Below are 17,911 nucleotides of genomic sequence, written 5' to 3' on the forward strand. Positions count from 1 at the left end.
AAGCTATATTCGATAAATGAACCGGCTCCAACCACACTCAAGACTCTATTAAAACTGTAAAATCAGCTTCTCGCCACTCTATGTCACTCAGACCAAACCAGAAAATTCCTACCGAAACCGCATAAAAACTCATGGCCATCTTATCCCCCTCATTGTCGGAAACTTCCAGCCAGGTATGAACAAAGTTTTTCATTCCTAGTATTTCTTGATCTGTATAAATCGTAACTGAATATCCCATTTAAAAAACCTCCTTTATTGTTTCAAATAAACCAAAAAAATAATAAATAAAGTAAATCCGTATTAATGTGAAAATATAAAAAAGCGCAGCAAATACCCCATAGATGAAATTACCTCTAAGATCGAGACCAAGAACCATATCGCCGCGATCCACAACAACCCGCATCTTATTGAAAAGTCCCTCTGACATTGCATCTGAATATATGACACCCGATCCCTTACACCTCTTCTTCTTCCATTCCCCAACTAAAATATGCTTTATTCTTGTTCGATTTTTTTCCAATCTTTGAGACCGCATTGAGAACGTTTCATCTAGGCCATGACCAACATCACAAATCACCTGAGCCTGAATCCTATCCCCCTCAAAAACCCTATTACTCCTCATGTATGGCGAATATAAAACATCAATATCCCTCTCAGTCAGGCCATCAAACAGTAACGAAACCTCTCTATAGTTTTTCTTAGGAAGGTCAAATTCGAAGCCGAATTCTGATGGCGAAATAATGTACTTCTTATAATCAATATCCTTATATTCCTGTTCATTTATATTCGCGACCATCACAACACAGTAGGGCGTGAACGCTATGACGCATAAAATAATAACGAATTTTAGTATGCTTTTGATTTTCTCCAGAGCAGGAGCCCATTTTCGGTTCATATTTTCTGCCATCACCTTTCCCTCAACGATTCCATACGCGTACGCATTAACGGCGACAAGAAAAACTCAATTAACCTTCGCTCACCGGTTTGAATTTCAGCCGTTACCGCCATACCCGGTTTAAATTCAACCGCCCGGGCATCCGCAAGCAGTGAACTCCTGTCCAGCCTCAACAGCATGCTGAACACCAGGCCGCGCTCCTCATCAATTATTGCGTCATGCGAGATCGACAATATTTCTGCGTCAACCACGCCATATTTGGTGAAGGGTAGCGTGTGTATTTTGACTTCCGCGGCCATACCTTCCTCTATAAAACCAATGTCTGTATTGTCGATAAAAACCTCTACTTCAACGGCCTTGCCCTCGGGAATAACACTCATCAACAGTTCAGCATCTGTTACAACGCCGCCCAAGGTATTGATGTTTATTTGCTGCACCACACCATCTACGGGTGAATAGAGTGTGAAGTAGCTCAGGCGTTGCTCCACCTTATGTTTTTCTTCAAGCAGGCTACTCAACTGCCTTTGCAGCTCCACAATCTCATCCAGGCGGCCAGACCGAACCTGTGCGGTTAGGGTCTCAATTTTCTGTTCTGCCTCGTCTTCACTCGCCGATAATTGCTGGCTGCGTTCTTGCTCGAGTTCTAAGGAGTAGGTAGCTGACAATAGGGCCTGCTGGGCGTTTAACATTTCAATTTGGGTTGTGCCGCCCGTTTCAAACAGCGCTTTAATACTGTTGTAGCGTTGCTGCTCCAGCGGCAGGCTATGCTGCAGGCTCTTCAGGGTAATGCGGTTCATTTGCTGTTCGGCATGGATGCGGGCCACGGCACTGTCCAGTTCGTTGACCGTCGCTCGGAATTCCCGCCAGTACCCTTCGAGCAGTTGGGCATCGAACTCCGTGCCCGGGTCGTTTGGGTATTCAACCGCGATAGCAGTGGGCAACTGTTTCGCCTCTGCCACTTGGGTAAGGGTAAAGTTCACGACCCGTCCATAGAAGCGCTCACGCACTCGGAGGCTACGCTCTGTTGCATGTTGGTCATTGGTGATGCGATTGAGGTCTGCTTCTGCGCTCGCCCTGTCGAGTTCTACTAACGCCTGGCCCTTGCTGACCCTATCGCCGTTACGCACATAAATTTTTGACACCGTGCCCTTTTCAAAGGGTTGAATAAACTGCACACGCTGGGTTGGTAATATCTTGCCATCTGCACTGACCACTATATTAACGTTGCCGATATAGGCCCAAGCCAGAGCAAGAAATATAAGCGCAATCAGGCCGTAAGCGAGCCATCGCGCCAACGGGTTTGGTGGTGTGGCCTGAACCGATAAGGCCGCCGGCATGAATTCATACAGGTCGGTCGCGCCTGAGTTCGCTGGGTTCAGCAGTGCTGGCTTCATTCCGATGACCCTCGGACCGACACTGTGGGCACTCTGTCGAGTGTGATCTTGCGCTTGCCAGAGGCCACAATGTGCGGTTTCTCGTCCATCGTATTAGTGAACGGGGCTTGGCGTTGATGGGCAAATAACTCAGAGAACCGGCCGCCGCTGCGAAGCAGGTCTCTGCTTGCGCCCATCTCCACAACCGAGCCCTTTTCGACCACCATAATCTGGTTACAAAATGCGACAGCGGACAGCCTGTGTGCGATCACCAAAACGGTCCGGTTTTTACAGATGGCCTGCATATTCTCCTGTATCACCTTTTCAGATTCATAATCCAGGGCACTGGTCGCTTCGTCGAAGATGAGGATCTTGGGGTTATTAATCAGCGCTCGAGCAATCGCAATGCGCTGCCGTTGCCCTCCCGACAGGTTCGTGCCCTGCTCCTCAATCAGGGTGTCGTAGCCATTGGGTAACTCGGCGATAAAGGAGTGAGCGCCCGATAACTTGGCAACGGCGATCACCCGATCCATTGAAATGCCTGGATTGACCAAGGCGATATTTTCTCGAATTGTGCGATTGAAGAGAAAACTGTCTTGCAGCACCACGCCTATTTGGCGCCGTAAGACACTGGGATCGAGCGACGCTATATCGATACCGTCGACCGTTATGCGACCGGACTCAGGGATGTACAGCCGCTGAAGTAGCTTGGCGATGGTGCTCTTGCCTGAGCCAGAACTGCCCACAATGCCAATGGCCGTCCCGACTGCAACCGTAAAACTCACCCGGTTGAGTATTTTGCGGCCCTCAATGGCATACCGAAAATCAATATCCGTAAAGGTGACTTCGCCGTGAATATGCTCCACAGACGCCCGCGTGTTCTGGGCATTAAACTCTCTTGGCGCGTTTAGAATGTCACCGAGCCGCGCGATCGATATGCCTGCTTGTTGGAAGTCCTGCCACAGCTGCACCAACTTTAAAACCGGCCCACTCACCCGGCCTGCGATCATATTCACCGCAATCAGCTGGCCAACGCTGATTTCGCCCCTTATGACCAGATGCGCGCCAAACCACACGATACCCAGGGTCATCAATTTATTAATTAGGCCGGATGCCTGGCTGGCGATATTAGACAGATTGCTGCTTTTAAAGGAGGCCGAGACATAGCTGGATAGGTTGTCTTCCAGTCGACGTTGCATTTGGGGTTCGGCGGCCAATGCCTTGACGGTTTCAATACCGCTAATGGATTCCGTTAAGAACGACGTATTGGCGGCACTGTATTTGAACTTCTCATTCAGGCGAGACCTGAGGAGGGGTGTTATGGCAATGGACAACACGATATAGCAAGGAATGGTCGCCAGTATTACCCAGGTTAGGGTTGGGCTGTAGTACCACAGCACTGAAATAAAGATAAATACAAAAAACAGATCGATAATAAGGGTCAGCGCGGTGCCGGTAATAAAGTTGCGGATCGTATCCAATTCTTTTACCCGCGCCACATTCTGACCAATCTGCCTGGATTCGAAATACGACAATGGCAGTGCCAGCAAATGGTTGTAGAGTCTTGCGCCGAGCTCGACATCGACTCGATTGGTTGTGTGGCTAAAGAGGTAATTTCGAAACCCGCCGATAAACGCTTCGAAGAGGGCCACAATAAAAAACCCAACGGCGAGCACGTCTAGGGTAGAGAAGCCCCGATGCACAACAACCTTATCCATAACAACCTGAAAGAAGAATGGCGTGACCAGCGCAAAAAGTTGCAACACGAAGGATGCGACTAAGACTTCGGTAAATAATTTTCGGTATTTTACCAGGGAGGGCACGAACCAAGCTATATTGAATTGGCGCGTCATGGCTTCGGACAGACTGACACGTTTTGTTACAACCAGGAATTCACCGATTGCGCGCTGATTGAATTCATTCAGGCTAATGATCTCTGGCGCTTTTTGCGATAGGTCGTGAATGAGTACGCTGTCAATTTTTAGGTCTTTGCTGCGCGCTATCTTCGCGACCACAAAATATTGTCCATCCTGCCCCTTAGCCATGCATGGCAAATTGACATTCTTGAATCTAGCCAAGTCGGTGCGAACAAACTTCGCCTTTAACGACAGATGCTCAGCGGCCTGGAGCAACTGAATATCGGAGAATAGCTCTCCCTCTACCCCATATAGATGCTGCACCTGCGCTGGGCTTGCGGGTAATTGATGGAAGTTAGCAATTGAAATTAACGCTAATAGGCCTGAATCCATGGCAACCGTCGTCCTTAGAGCTCGTCGCAAATTACCTAAACGGTAGCAAAATACTGAACTTAAAGACTGCAGAACTATAAGATTAATGCCAGATATAGTACTTTAAAATGTAACCAACACGCTGGGCTGAATCAAGTAAATTTTTCGTTCGAATTGAGAAGTTGTTCACATGAAATAATTATTTTATTACTCTAAATGACCAATACAACTTAACGCTGCACAGGGGTGGGACGGGTAGCGCTGAGAACGGGGGTGTGCGATTAATACAGGCCAAGTAGAACATCCATATGGGAACCTTTACTGATATTTGGGCACCCTAAAAGGCATCCGAAACCGAATTACTGACCCGTCCTAATATATGTTGACGGTTTTTATTGAGCCAACTGAGCATCTCAGTTGGCTTTTTCATGCACGCTTGCTGGGGTTAGCATCCCCAAACTGCTGTGCGGTCGTTTGTGATTATACGCATCGATTGACTCTTTCACGACCTGCTCCAGCTCCTCTTTGTCTTTGTATTGATGGATTAAGAACTCGTGTTTTAGAATGCCGTTAATCCTCTCTGCCAACGCATTCTGGTAACAATCGTAGCCTGTGGTCATTGAAGGCGTGATACCTTGTGACGCCAAGCGTGATTGATACAGCTCAGAACAGTATTGTAGTCCTCGGTCCGAATGATGAATGGCCCGTTCTCTGCTCTGTCGTTCGATAAGCATTTGGTCTAATGCCTTTACCACGGATTTCGCTGACAGATCATCACTGACGTGATGACCTACAATCTTTCGAGAATACGCATCGGTCACCAACGAGAGGTAATGCACCCCCTCTCGACTTTCCAAGTATGTGATATCGCTCACATAGGCCTGCTCTGGTCGGTCAATGGCCATTCCCTGGTATAGGTTTGGGTATTTTCGCATCCAATGCTTACTGTGCGTGGTTTTACGGTACTGACGTGCCGGCATGATTAAGAGACGATGCTGCCTTAATAGCGTAAACAAACCATCCCGCCCCAGTTTAATCTGTTGCCGTTGGAGCTCCGGCTGCAAAAGGTGGTAGAGCTTCCGGCCACCTAAGCGCGGCAAGTCACGACGTATCGTATATACCCAGTCCAGTACGGGTGATAGCGCCGTTGATTTTTGGCGTTTTCGAGCAAGCTCTTGATACATGGCTTGTCGAGAAATACCTATCAAACGACAGCTTCGAGCCAGTGTCATTCGTCCTCTTGCTTGAGCTTCTCGGGCAACAACTCTAAGAACTTTTTTCGGAAAGAGGTCCCCTTAATCTGGTCGACTCGCTTGATCGTTTCATCCATCAGGTAAATGTAATCTTCTTTGTCTTCGAGGGCTTTCTCGAGCCGTTTAATTTTTTGTTCTGGGGTTTCTTTATTCATGAGGGGTTTTACACGTTGAGAGGTCCAGTCCAAGGTACCATGCTTACGAAGCCACACCAAAACGGTTGATCGGCCTTGAATGCCGTAGCGCTTTTGAGCCTGTTTGTAGGTGAGTTCGCCTTTTTCAACTTGGTCGACCACTGACAATTTAAAGGCCAGGGTGTAATCACGCTGAGTGCGCTTTCGGCCTGTGTTAGAACAGGATTCCATAAATAAGTCTCCAAGGTGTCAACTTATTTCAGGACGGGTCATACTCCAGACAAAAGGCCGACACATAAGCCTGACCGATATCAAGTTTCCAAGGGGCCTTGACGCGACAATGACCCCATCGAATCCCTAAGGACCCTTGATGTGACCACTTACCCGAGACTAACCCAGGAAAACCCACCCCATGACTACAGCAGCCCTTATCGCTGGCTGCATTGGACCATTGCCACCGGCTGTATCACTCTCCTCATTGCCGGGCAGCAATTTAACCTGCCGCTGTCAAATGCCTACCGCAGTGCCGGTTTGCGCTACCATTCCACTATCGGCACAGTGGTGTTGGTCTGCGCGCTCTACCTCTTTTTTAAACGCTTTATCCGCCGCGACACTCGACCGAATCACAACCTGCCCATGCTGAAAAGACTCATCGCGACCGGCGTGCATCTTGCGCTCTACTCCCTCGCCATTCTCATTCCCCTGACTGGCCTACTAACCGCCTATTATGCCGAACTGCCTGTTTTACTCCTTGGCCTATTCGATATCTCTGGTTATGCCACTGACAATGCCCTCTATACCCAGATCCGACGGGTCCACGAGCTGGCGACCTTGCTTGCCATGGCACTGTTAGTGGCCCACGTCGGGGCCGCCATCTATCACCACCGAATTCAGAAAGACCGGGTACTCAGCGCTATGGTGGATATCGATTATTATGCCGAAAAGTGGCGGGTGCTGCGCCGTAAATTGCGACGCTGATACGGGCCTTGATTGCGTCAAGCAAGATCATTGACCAAAATGTGCTGCTAGTACAGGCCGCCATTAAGCGCCCCGCTCTATAGCGAAGGGTCTCTGCCGGATAGTCTAGTCAGTTTTATGCGCCCTATGCTCGTGCACCTATGCATTGGCGTAACCGCGCCAATACTAATCTCATTGACAACTGTCTGTGATCTGGTTATAACGCTATAACTTCAGATTAACTACCAAAAAGTGGAATTCCTTATGATCCTTAATCGTTCAAGCGTCTTGTCGGCAGCAATAATATTGGGTGCGTTTTCTTTGAGCGCCTGTAACCTGGAGGATGCGGCGACTACGGTGGTCACAGCTGTGGTCGCAGCAACTGCTGCCACCCCAGAAGAGGCGGTCGTGGTACCCACAGAGCCGGTAACGAGCTTAGAATCAATCGTTGGTGTCTATTTGATTACGGAAGATTATGGTACCGATGGCATAGACGAAGGTTATATGGTGATCGATGATGCGGGCAATGTGACCTGGTATGATGATCAATCTGACACCTTTGACAAGGGAGGCAATTGCTATGTCGTCGATGATGACTATTATAACTTTGTCTTCCTGTCTGAAAACCGCTTTGATACCGATTTAGGTACGGCCACTATTACCGATAACGCGGGGGCAGGCCTGATCATTGAATTTGACGATTCGATGGAGTCCGATATAACGCTTGGCAACAGATCAAATTTGCTGGAATCTTATTTCAACACCTTAGTGTGCCCTGCAGCGTCTGAGAATCCATCGGCCAGTGATGATGGTGAGAAAACTCCGAAACAGCAAGAGAAGGAAGACAAGAAGGATTCGCAAAAAGAGAAGAAAGATTCTCACGAGAACGCAAACGACTCGGATTTTCAAGACAAGAAGGAGTCTGCCAAAGATAAGGGCGGTAAGTAAGCTCAACACCTAAGCTTTGGTGATTCCAAGAGCCCTACTGAGAACCCTTCCAGTAGGGCTTTGTTTCGACCCCATAAAGACATTCGCTAAGTCTGGGGAGGCATGCTGTATTCCAGGCGGCGCGATTCCATTGCCCAACTCCCAACCAATCTCAAGCCCCACTGCTGCCAAGCTCGCTCGGTATTTTAACTGAGCCATTAAGCTGTTAATCACCCCTTAAGATTTTTAAAATTACAAACAAAACAACAACGTCATTTTTATGACGAAAATTAACCAACAATGCGCCGGAATTAATTTCTGCATTAGCAGGATTGCCCCCTAATAAAACTGCAATGCCCTGTTGCGAATAACGGGGTATTGCGCAGCCGCCTGCTTAGGGCCTCAACCGGATGGCGCGCGTTAAGCTGTAAAATAAATACTGCAAGGCCTGAGGTATTAGTACAAAATCGGGGCATCCATAATTTTTGCAGGCAATTGAATAGGCGGCGCGCGGGTCGAGCCCCTAGGGAAGACCGGCGGATGCAACATCGACCGCTATGGCAGCCACCTTTGCCGGTAATAACCGATACTGCACTTTTTAACTAACCGAGAAGCCCTATGAAACTTGAATCCATTGCTTTGCATGAAGGCTACACGTCAGAAGACACCACCAAGGCTGCAGCCGTCCCGATCTACCTAACAACCTCCTTCACCTTTGATGATACCCAGCACGGTGCCGACCTGTTTGATCTGAAGGTCGCGGGTAATATCTACACGCGCATAATGAATCCAACGACAGACGTCTTGGAAAAGCGCGTCGCGGCGATGGAAGGCGGCATCGGTGCCCTCTGTGTGGCGTCCGGTATGGCGGCCATTACCTATGCGATTCAATGCATCACCGAAGCGGGCGACAATATTGTTAGCACCAGCCAATTGTATGGCGGCACCTATAATTTCTTTGCCCACTCACTGCCGCGACAAGGCGTTCAAACGCGCATGGTATCGCACGATGACTTTGCCGGTTTCGAACAAGCCATCGATGACAAAACCAAGGCCATTTTTTGCGAGTCTATCGGTAACCCCGCCGGCAATATTGTCGACATCGCGCGTTTGGCTGAAATCGCCCATAAACACGGTGTGCCGCTAATAGTCGACAACACCGTAGCCACGCCTTATCTGTGCCGCCCGTTTGAGCTCGGTGCTGATATTGTAGTGCATTCACTGACCAAATATATTGGTGGCCACGGCACCGCCATTGGCGGGGTCATTGTTGACTCGGGCAAGTTTGACTGGGTGGCCAATAAGGCGCGTTTCCCGGTTATGAATGAACCCGATCCGTCCTATCATGGTGTTGTCTACACTGAAGCACTGGGCGAGGCCGCCTATATCGGGCGCTGCCGTGTTGTGCCGTTGCGCAATACCGGCGCGGCGATTTCACCGATGAATTCATTTCAAATCCTTCAGGGCCTCGAAACACTGGGCTTGCGTATGGATCGCCATTGCGACAACGCGGAAAAATTGGCTGCCTATCTGCAAAAGCACGACAAGGTGGAATGGGTCAACTATGCCGCGCTGCCCGATAGCCCGTACTATGCAACCTGCCAGAAAATCACCCACGGCAAGGCATCGGGTATTTTAAGCTTTGGGTTGGTCGGCGGCATCGACGCCTGTGCGCGCTTTATCGATGGGCTGGAAATGATCTTGCGCCTGGTTAATATCGGCGATGCAAAGTCCTTAGCCTGCCACCCGGCGTCCACTACACACCGCCAGTTGAATGCAGAGGAATTGGCAGCCGCCGGTGTTAGCGCCGATCTGATCAGAATATCGGTTGGCATCGAACACATTGATGACATTATTGCCGACGTCGCCCAGGCGCTAGATAAGGCCTAATAACATAGGGTAACGAACTATAGTTCGACTACCCGCAGAGGGGGGTGTTTTTCAGCGAAACACCCTAGCCACTCATTAGAGGCCCTGCAAAAGGGTCTTTTTTTTTACTGTATGCCCGCCCCCAAGACCCATAAAAACGCCCCATTTAACACACCTAGCAGGACCAAGCTTGCAACAAATCAGGTGGCAGTGTAGCTTAATCCCTGTTCAAAGGACTCGCCCAGAGGCGATAGAGCCGATAGGTTTACTCTTAAAAACTGCAGGTTTTTGCGACAAGGTGCACCCCAGGCCGGCAAAACGTAAAACCGTCTAAACCTATTGACTCTAAATATTTGGCAAACTTTAAACGGATCGTAAGACATCACACTGAAAAATAAATAGAAATGGAGCTTCTTTTATTATTTGACTCTAAAGTAGAGGATTGAAAAATAAGATCTACGAATTATTTCTGATTGGCTTTCCTAAAAAAGACACTCAGCTATTCCGAATCGCGTCTTATTTTTGCGAACTTCGTCGTAAGCTTTTTTGTTACCCTTGTTGTTATTAGAGGCATTTTTTCTTCCTTAATCGACTATTGGAGAAATTATGTTAACTTGGATTATTTCCCTCAGCCTGCGTATGCGCACCGTTATGATGGCCTTGGCACTCATATTATTGGTTGGCGGCGTTATGCAAATTCGCACTGTCCCGCTTGATCTCGTACCCGAGTTTTCACCCTTGTCACTAGATGTTCATACTGAGGCGCTGGGCCTGTCAACCACCGAGGTTGAGTCATTAATCACGGTGCCGCTTGAGGCTGACTTGCTCAATGGAGTGCCCTGGTTAGACTCGATCGAGTCAGAATCGATTACCAGTTTGTCGGCCATCGAGATGTTTTTCGCACCCGGGACCGACCTCATGCAAGCCCGCCAAATGGTGCAAGAACGGCTCACCCAGGCCCATGCCCTGCCAAATGTATCCAACCCGCCGGTGATGCTGCAACCGGTCTCGTCCTCTAGTCGGGTGATGAATATCGGCCTGAATTCAAAAACCGTATCGCTTATCGACATGTCGGTCCTGGCACGCTGGAATATCGTACCGCGCCTTGTCGGGGTGCCCGGCGTCGCTAACGTGTCGGTTTGGGGATTGCGCAACAAACAGGTCCAGGTACAGGTGAATCCGGCAACCTTACACGCTAATAATATTACCCTAGAGCAAATTATTAAGACCGCAGGGGAATCGGTCTGGGCCTCACCGCTGACCTATCTTAATTCGTCAACGCCCGGTTCCGGTGGCTTCATCGATACGCCCAACCAGCGTCTCGGGGTTCGCCATATTTCGCCCACCGCCACGCCGGAAAGTTTTTCTCAGGTCCCGGTGTTTGGCACCGCCATCCCGCTGCATCAGGTCGCCCATGTAATTGAGGCCAATCAACCACTTATCGGCGATGCGATTTTCAAAACCGGTAGTGGCTTACTGCTGGCGATCGACAAGTTTCCCGGGGCCAATACCATAGAGGTCACACACGGTGTCGAGGCCGCGTTACTTGAGCTGAGCCCCGGCATGCAGGGTATTGAGGTCGACAGCCATATTTACCGACCCGCCAGTTTTATAGAGCGGGCGGCTGAGAACCTGGGCACAGGTATCGCCGTTGCCTATATGCTGCTGCTGATTGCGTTTGCGAGTCTATTCGCCAACTGGCGCGTTACCCTGATCGCAGCGGTGGTGGTACCGCTGTCAGGTTTTTCGGCCATTTGGGCCCTCAATGCGTGGGGCGCCGATACCAATATGATGATGATTGCCGGCCTGACCCTTGCTATTGCCGTAATAGTCGGCGATGCGGTCCTGAGCCTAGACACTATCGTTCGACGACTCGGGGCGGCAGACGGCATTGCAAACAAGAAGACCGACTTTGCCATCATCGTTACGGCAGCCCGGGAGGCTTGCAGCCCGCTCTTGTATGCCACCCTGATGCTACTGCTCGCGGTTGTGCCGCTGTTATTTATGCACGGCACAATGGCACCATTTTTTAAACCCATGATCTGGGCCTACGCCGTCGCGGTATTGGCGTCACTGACTGTCGCATTGGTTTTGACACCTGCGCTGTGTCTTTTGCTATTAGGCGGCGCTCCGGTAGCGGAACGCACTTACTCAAGGTTGATGGACAAATTAAATGGCCTGTCCGAGGTGCTCGTGAATGCAACGTTGGCTAAACTCTGGCCAACGATCTTACTGGCAGTGGTCGGCCTGGGCGTGGGTCTATTCGTCTGGAACCAGGCTGAACACGCTTACCTGCCGATCTTTAATGAAACCGATATAGTGGTTGAGATTGACGCGCCGGCTGGTACCTCGCTGCCAGCTATGAGCCAGATCACCCAAGACCTGATTAACGAAATCCTTGCCATTCCGGGGGTCCGAAATGCTGCTGCACAGGTGGGTCGTGCCGTCTTTTCCGCCGAGGTGTCAGATGTCGACTCCGCCGAAATCTGGGTCAGTATCGACCTGGATGCCCAGTACGAAGAGACTCTCGCTAAAATTCAATCGGTCGCGAACGCTCGGCCAAATATTAGCGCCGAAGTCAGCTCATTTTTATCAAAGCGAATATTGGAAACCCTGACCGGGGATGATGAAACCATCAGCGTACGAGTGTTTGGTCACGACTATGCCATCCTCCAAGCCAAGGCGGAAGAAATACGCACCCTACTTGAAAAAATCGAGGGCATAACCAACCCTCTGATCGAGGCGCATGCGGAAAAAACCACGATTGAGGTTGTGGTCGATCTCGACCGCGCCCGGCAATACGGTTTAAAGCCAGGCGATGTCCGGCGCGCTGCCTCGACTCTGGTGCAAGGCATTACCGTAGGGGCATTGTTTGAAGACCAAAAGGTATTTGATGTGGTCGTGGTCGGTAGTGACACTATTCATACCAATTTAGACGACGTGCGTAATTTGCTAATCGATGCGGTGACCGGTGAACAGGTTCGTTTGGGCGACGTAGCCGATGTCAGAGTCGTGTCGGCACCTAGCGTCATTCTACGCCAAGGGGTGTCACGCAGACTCGATATAGTGGCTGATATTAGCGGCCGAGATGTTGGTGCAGTGTCGCGCGAAGTCGCGCGTACTATTCAAGGCATGTCATTTCCATTTGAATACCACGCCCATGTTTTGGGTGAATACTTTCAACAAAAAACGGCTCTGCAATCCTTATACAGAAATTTTTTCGCGGTGGCGTTGATTATATTTTTATTGCTGCAGGCGGCCTTTGGCAGTTGGAAAATGGCTCTATTGAGCATGGTGGGTATCCCCATAACGCTACTGGGCGGATTTTTGGTGGTGATGCCCAGTGGCTATTTCTCACTCGGCTCGATGGTCGGCCTGGGCATTGCTTTGAGCTTCAGCGTGCGCAATGGCGTAACGCTAATACGCGCGTTTCAATGGCGGCAGTTGCAAGGTACGCCCTTTGGTGCGCTCTTAGTGCGCTCGGTTATAGCTGAGCGAATGCCGGCTCTGCTGATCAGCGCGCTGGTTCTGGCGGCCCTGTCTTTTCCCTTCATCGTCTTGGGCAATATAGCCGGCCTGGAAATTCTCCACGCTTCGGCCAGTGTCATGCTGGGTGGGTTGGTCAGTGCACTGGTGCTGGTCTTATGTTGCATCCCGGCACTTTACCTACGCTTTGGCGCCGACGCCGGTCGGGACACGCTGGGCTTGGGCGACTTGGCGCAGAATACGTCCGCTAACACATCAACCCCTTCGCTTGAGTCGGGAGCATCGTTATGAAACGACCGACTACCACCCAATCCATCGTGCTGCGGCTCCCGGCACTGCTCTTAGCTTTTTGGTCGCTGGCTGCTGCGAGCGCAGACTCGGGCACCACGGCAGTCAGCATCACTGAGACTATTGACGGGTCCGATGGCAAAAAAATTACCCTTATACAACACGCCGTTGACCGGCTCGATATTCAGTTGAGTGAAATTCGCAGCGATGCTTTGGGTCAATTAACCATGCCTTATGCAGCGCTGTGGTATGACCAATGGGGGGCAACTTGGGTTTATATCAATCCGGAACCGCGTGTCTTTTTACGCGCCGCAGTAGAGGTCGTATCGATTTCCGATGATGTGGTTTTTTTAGCATCCGGGCCGTCAGTCGGCACCCCGGTGGTCATCGTCGGCGCAGCTGAATTGCACGGCATCGAAAGCGGTGTTGGACACTAACCGTCAAAACCTATCAGAGGATAATATTATGATGGCATGGATCATAGGAACCAGTTTGCGCTTTCGTTTTGTCGTTATCGCATTGGGTATTTGTTTAATGTATTTCGGTGTACTGCGCCTGCGCGATATGCCGGTCGATGTATTTCCAGAATTTGCGCCGGCGAAAGTCGAAATTCAAACCATAGCGCTCGGCCTATCGCCGGCAGAGGTTGAGTCGCTCATCACCGTACCGCTGGAAAACGCCTTGGCAGGCGTACCCGGTGTAACCACCTTGCGTTCGAAATCGGTGCCGCAACTGTCTTCGGTGGTGGCTATTTTTGAAGCCGGTGTGGATGAGTTATTAACCCGCCAGTTGGTTGCCGAGCGTGTGGCAATGGCAACGCCCAACTTACCCAGATGGGCCGCGCCGCCGTTTATGATGCCCCCGCTATCGTCCACAAGTCGGGTGATAAAAATAGGCATTACCTCGCCGGACCATTCGGTTATGGATCTGTCCATGCTAGCGTATTGGACCATTCGCGCCCGTTTACTAGGGGTGCCCGGTGTTGCCAATATCGCGATCTGGGGTGAACAGCTAAAAATGGTGCAAGTGCAGGTCGACTTAGCACGCATGGCCGCAGTGGATGTGACCCTGGATGAAATTCAGGAAGCCGTCTCCGACAGCCTGGATGTCGGTCTGCTGCGTTACTCCGATGGAGCCCATATTGGCACGGGTGGTTTTATCGAGACAGCCGACCAGCGCTTTGAAATAGTGCTGACCTCGGCCAGTCAGACGCCTGAAACCCTGGCGCAAGTGCCAATCACCATAAAAAGTGGCCAGCCCATTTTATTAGGCGATGTGGCCGATATTGTCTTTGGACCCCAAGCACCCATTGGTGACGCCGTAATCAATGACGGTCCCGGGTTGATGTTAATTGTCGAGAAGTTTCCATGGGGCAATACCTTGGCGGTAACACTCGGGGTTGAGGCCGCACTCGAGGAGATGAAACCGGGTTTGCCCGGCGTCGAGCTCGATACGCAGATATTCCGCCCAGCAACCTTTATCGAAGACTCCATCGACAACCTGTCCAATGCGCTGCTACTGGGGTGTGTGTTGGTGATCTTGGTAATGATCCTATTCTTATATGAATGGCGGGCGGCATTGATTGCCACAGCCGCCATTCCCCTATCTCTGCTGACCGCAGGCTGGGTGATTGCTGCCACCGGCGTGTCGATGAATACCATGGTCTTGGCGGGTTTTGTCATTGCGATTGGCGCGGTGGTCGACGACGCCATTATCGACATCGAAAATATTTTGCGTCGGGTCCGTTTGGAACACGCCGCCGGCAGCTCCCGTTCGCTTGCGCGCATTGTGCTTGATGCATCGTTGGAAGTGCGCCGACCCATTGTCTATGCGACCTTTATCGTGGTGATGGCAGTGATGCCGGTACTTTTTATGGAGGGCTTGTCGGGCGCTTTTTTCAAACCCTTAGTGCTGTCCTATGTGCTGGCCATCCTCTCCTCCCTGGTAGTTGCCATAACCGTCACACCGGCAATGGGTTTAATCTTGCTGCGCAAGGCGCCGCTGACCGGCCGGCAATCCCCGCTGGTGACATGGCTGTCGACCGGCTATCGGGCAATCTTAGAAAAAACCACCCGCGGTCCCGCCTTTGCGCTCAGCCTGGTCGCAATTGTCACGGTCGGCGGTGCCGCCCTTTGGCCTCTGCTGGGCCATTCCCTATTGCCATCCTTTAAGGAACGCGACTTTCTCATGCACTGGGTCACCCCACCGGCTACCTCTCATGGTGAAATGGTGCGCATTACCACTCGTGCCAGCACAGAGTTACGCTCAATCCCCGGCGTGCGTAATTTTGGCGCCCATATCGGCCAAGCATTTGCCGCCGATGAAGTAGTGGGCATTAATTTTGGCGAAAATTGGATCAGCATTTCACCCGATGTCGATTATGCGGCAACGGTTGCTGCGGTTGATGAGGTGGTGAAGGGCTATCCGGGGCTCTATCGTGATCTACAGACCTATCTAAAAGAGCGCATCCGAGAAGTACTGACCGGATCCGGCGAAGCCATAGTGGTCCGGCTCTTTGGGACTGACCTAGAGATTTTGCGGGACAAAGCCGAGGAAGTCCGCCTGGCGATGTCGACCGTCGAGGGTATGGAGCATTTGCATAAAGAGCTAATCGTGGAGGTGCCCGAAATTCAGGTGCGCTTGAAACTGGCCGAGGCACGCCGCTATGGCCTTAAACCGGGCGATGTCCGGCGTGCCTCGGCGGCCTTCTTGGCAGGCGAGGAGGTGGGGGATATTTTCAACACTGGCCGGACCTACGACGTCCAGGTTTGGACCCTACCCAAGTGGCGCAATAGCCTAACCGCATTACAGGACATGCTAATCGACACCCCAACCGGCGCACGCGTCCGCTTGGTCGACGTGGCCGACATACGGATTGCGCCGAGCCCGAATGTTATAAAGCGCGAAGGCGGTTCGCGGCGCATCGATGTGCAGGCCAATGTCACCGGCCGCGACCTGGAGTCGGTCGCCCAGGATGTGCAAACCCGTCTTGATAAGATTGACTTCCCCATTGGCTATCGAGCCGTTCTGCAGGGGGAGTACGTTGAACTCAAGGCAGCTCGCACGCGCATATTGCTGTTCTCCGGTTTTGCGCTCATCGCTATTTTATTGCTCTTGCAGCTGACCTTTAGGAGTTGGCGATTGGCATGGCTGTCCATCCTAACCTTACCCTTCGCGCTGGTCGGCGGTGTGGCGGCGGCCTATATAGCCGGGGGTGTTGTGTCGCTGGGATCCCTGGTTGGCTTCCTCACGGTGCTCGGCATCGCCGCCCGAAACGGCATCATGCTGTTATGCCATTTTCAGCACTTGGAGCGCCATGAAGGTCAACCGTTCGGCATCCAACTGGTACTGCGCGGCGCGCAGGAGCGCTTGTCGCCGATCTTAATGACTGCGGGTGCCTCAGGGTTGGCTGTATTACCCCTGGTGTTGTTCGGCAACCTACCCGGTCATGAAATTGAGTATCCGATGGCAGTGGTCATTCTGGGCGGCCTATTGACCTCGACCCTGCTCAATCTCTTTATTGTGCCCACGCTCTATTTACGCTTCGGCGAAGGGACGGCTAGTGGACCAGAGGAGGAGAACAAAGCACTGCTGGCATCAGCGTGAAATAACAGAACGGCCATCATCACCTTCTTCGATAGACCCATGTCTCCACATTTGGGCATCGCCGCGGTGGCGGTCATACTGCCGATTTTCGATGTATTCATCGCCCTCTGGCCGGTCAAAGGAGGGCCGTGAAGGCACCAAATGGCTGGGCGCAGCGCCAATTTTCGATTGCATATCGGAATCCCACTTGTCCAGATATAGCTCCAAACCATACATCCAAAAGAAATCCATCCAAATATTTTGGCAGGGTGCTCCTTCAATTCTCGTTTAATAACATAAAACATAGGGAAAGTATTATTTAAATCCACTGCATATGGAATTCATAGGTGGGGCTTGAATTCTATATTTCATTCACATCAGGCAGATCCATAGAAGTAAATTACCCATAAGGTTTGCAATAACGTTCAGGGATTATTAATGCCTGCGAATAGCACCAGGAAAAATCAAGGAGAATGCCATGGACTATATCGGGTACTTGCCATTGTGAAACAGAACGACCAACTAATAGGTGATGAATTTTTTAGCCAACCGACAGCGTATTCGCTAATTACAGCAACAGTTATCGTATTTATTGTCGCCGCCATTGTTTTATTCGTAGATGGGGGCTATGCATATGAAGACCACATACAGAGCTATTCGGTGCCAGATAATGAAGCAATAAGTATATACATCTAAACCAATATTAGTCTTGAAAAATACGAATGTAAATTATAGATATTTAAAAAAAATGTAGGTCTTAATAAATAACAACCAAGGCTGCATGCAGAGGTCATTCAGTCCTAGTTCGACCGGATAGATATTTAGCAAAGACATGATTCGGTGGCCCAGAAATTCGTATTGAAAGTATTGCAGTACCAACAGATCACCATGAAGGTGATAGAAGCGGAGCGCCCCC

Annotated in this window: 12 protein-coding genes; 6 read left to right on the forward strand and 6 right to left on the reverse strand. The window is 50.8% G+C overall.

Annotated elements, in window-relative coordinates:
- Positions 1–37 precede the first annotated feature (37 nt).
- The 5 genes from REIFOR_RS14720 to REIFOR_RS14740 form a co-directional block, all read right to left on the reverse strand.
- The gene (locus REIFOR_RS14720; protein WP_100258280.1) at positions 38–238 is read right to left on the reverse strand and encodes a hypothetical protein; all 201 of its coding nucleotides are present in this window, start codon (positions 236–238) and stop codon (positions 38–40) included.
- Positions 239–907 (reverse strand): hypothetical protein, encoded by a 669-nt coding sequence (locus tag REIFOR_RS14725; RefSeq protein WP_100258281.1) that lies wholly within the window; start codon positions 905–907, stop codon positions 239–241.
- A complete protein-coding gene (locus REIFOR_RS14730; RefSeq protein WP_100258282.1) occupies positions 907–2,289 on the reverse strand; it encodes an HlyD family type I secretion periplasmic adaptor subunit in 1,383 nt (460 codons plus the stop codon). The genes REIFOR_RS14725 and REIFOR_RS14730 overlap by 1 nt, the downstream gene beginning before the upstream one ends.
- Positions 2,286–4,517: a type I secretion system permease/ATPase gene (locus REIFOR_RS14735; RefSeq protein ID WP_100258283.1), complete on the reverse strand. Its 2,232-nt coding sequence runs from the start codon at positions 4,515–4,517 to the stop codon at positions 2,286–2,288. Before REIFOR_RS14735 ends, REIFOR_RS14730 begins: the two co-directional genes overlap by 4 nt.
- A gap of 392 nt (positions 4,518–4,909) precedes the next feature.
- A protein-coding gene (locus REIFOR_RS14740; RefSeq protein WP_405124664.1) for an IS3 family transposase occupies positions 4,910–6,114 on the reverse strand; the annotation gives its coding sequence in 2 pieces (ribosomal slippage) (positions 4,910–5,778 and positions 5,778–6,114; 1,206 coding nt in all).
- A gap of 141 nt (positions 6,115–6,255) precedes the next feature.
- Here REIFOR_RS14740 and REIFOR_RS14745 point away from each other — a divergent pair.
- The 6 genes from REIFOR_RS14745 to REIFOR_RS14775 all read left to right on the forward strand — a co-directional run bounded on the left by REIFOR_RS14745 (position 6,256) and on the right by REIFOR_RS14775 (position 17,016).
- Positions 6,256–6,861: a cytochrome b gene (locus REIFOR_RS14745; RefSeq protein WP_158524403.1), complete on the forward strand. Its 606-nt coding sequence runs from the start codon at positions 6,256–6,258 to the stop codon at positions 6,859–6,861.
- Positions 6,862–7,104: 243 nt separating this feature from the next.
- Positions 7,105–7,788: a hypothetical protein gene (locus REIFOR_RS14750; RefSeq protein ID WP_100258285.1), complete on the forward strand. Its 684-nt coding sequence runs from the start codon at positions 7,105–7,107 to the stop codon at positions 7,786–7,788.
- A 597-nt stretch (positions 7,789–8,385) separates the two neighbouring features.
- Entirely contained in the window at positions 8,386–9,657 is a 1,272-nt protein-coding gene (locus tag REIFOR_RS14760; RefSeq protein WP_100258287.1) for an O-acetylhomoserine aminocarboxypropyltransferase/cysteine synthase family protein, read from the forward strand.
- Positions 9,658–10,242: 585 nt separating this feature from the next.
- Positions 10,243–13,413: an efflux RND transporter permease subunit gene (locus REIFOR_RS14765; RefSeq protein WP_100258288.1), complete on the forward strand. Its 3,171-nt coding sequence runs from the start codon at positions 10,243–10,245 to the stop codon at positions 13,411–13,413.
- Entirely contained in the window at positions 13,410–13,847 is a 438-nt protein-coding gene (locus REIFOR_RS14770) for a hypothetical protein (protein ID WP_100258289.1), read from the forward strand. The genes REIFOR_RS14765 and REIFOR_RS14770 overlap by 4 nt, the downstream gene beginning before the upstream one ends.
- 28 nt (positions 13,848–13,875) lie before the next feature.
- Positions 13,876–17,016: an efflux RND transporter permease subunit gene (locus REIFOR_RS14775; protein WP_100258290.1), complete on the forward strand. Its 3,141-nt coding sequence runs from the start codon at positions 13,876–13,878 to the stop codon at positions 17,014–17,016.
- Here REIFOR_RS14775 and REIFOR_RS14780 read toward each other — a convergent pair.
- Complete coding sequence (locus REIFOR_RS14780; protein WP_145980309.1) at positions 17,008–17,247, reverse strand: hypothetical protein; 240 nt, start codon at positions 17,245–17,247, stop codon at positions 17,008–17,010. The two genes, REIFOR_RS14775 and REIFOR_RS14780, sit on opposite strands and share 9 nt — an antisense overlap.
- Positions 17,248–17,911: the final 664 nt, after the last annotated feature.

Origin of the sequence: Reinekea forsetii, from assembly GCF_002795845.1 — a bacterium.
Taxonomy (GTDB): Bacteria; Pseudomonadota; Gammaproteobacteria; order Pseudomonadales; family Natronospirillaceae; genus Reinekea; species Reinekea forsetii.

Bases quoted from the DNA above. Each gene is read 5' to 3' on its own strand.
- REIFOR_RS14750 (WP_100258285.1), top strand. From the start codon at position 7,105: ATGATCCTTAATCGTTCAAGCGTCTTGTCGGCAGCAATAATATTGGGT.
- REIFOR_RS14780 (WP_145980309.1), bottom strand. From the start codon at position 17,247: ATGGATTTCTTTTGGATGTATGGTTTGGAGCTATATCTGGACAAGTGG.
- REIFOR_RS14775 (WP_100258290.1), top strand. From the start codon at position 13,876: ATGATGGCATGGATCATAGGAACCAGTTTGCGCTTTCGTTTTGTCGTT.
- REIFOR_RS14760 (WP_100258287.1), top strand. From the start codon at position 8,386: ATGAAACTTGAATCCATTGCTTTGCATGAAGGCTACACGTCAGAAGAC.
- REIFOR_RS14735 (WP_100258283.1), bottom strand. From the start codon at position 4,517: ATGGATTCAGGCCTATTAGCGTTAATTTCAATTGCTAACTTCCATCAA.
- REIFOR_RS14770 (WP_100258289.1), top strand. From the start codon at position 13,410: ATGAAACGACCGACTACCACCCAATCCATCGTGCTGCGGCTCCCGGCA.
- REIFOR_RS14730 (WP_100258282.1), bottom strand. From the start codon at position 2,289: ATGAAGCCAGCACTGCTGAACCCAGCGAACTCAGGCGCGACCGACCTG.
- REIFOR_RS14765 (WP_100258288.1), top strand. From the start codon at position 10,243: ATGTTAACTTGGATTATTTCCCTCAGCCTGCGTATGCGCACCGTTATG.
- REIFOR_RS14725 (WP_100258281.1), bottom strand. From the start codon at position 907: ATGGCAGAAAATATGAACCGAAAATGGGCTCCTGCTCTGGAGAAAATC.
- REIFOR_RS14720 (WP_100258280.1), bottom strand. From the start codon at position 238: ATGGGATATTCAGTTACGATTTATACAGATCAAGAAATACTAGGAATG.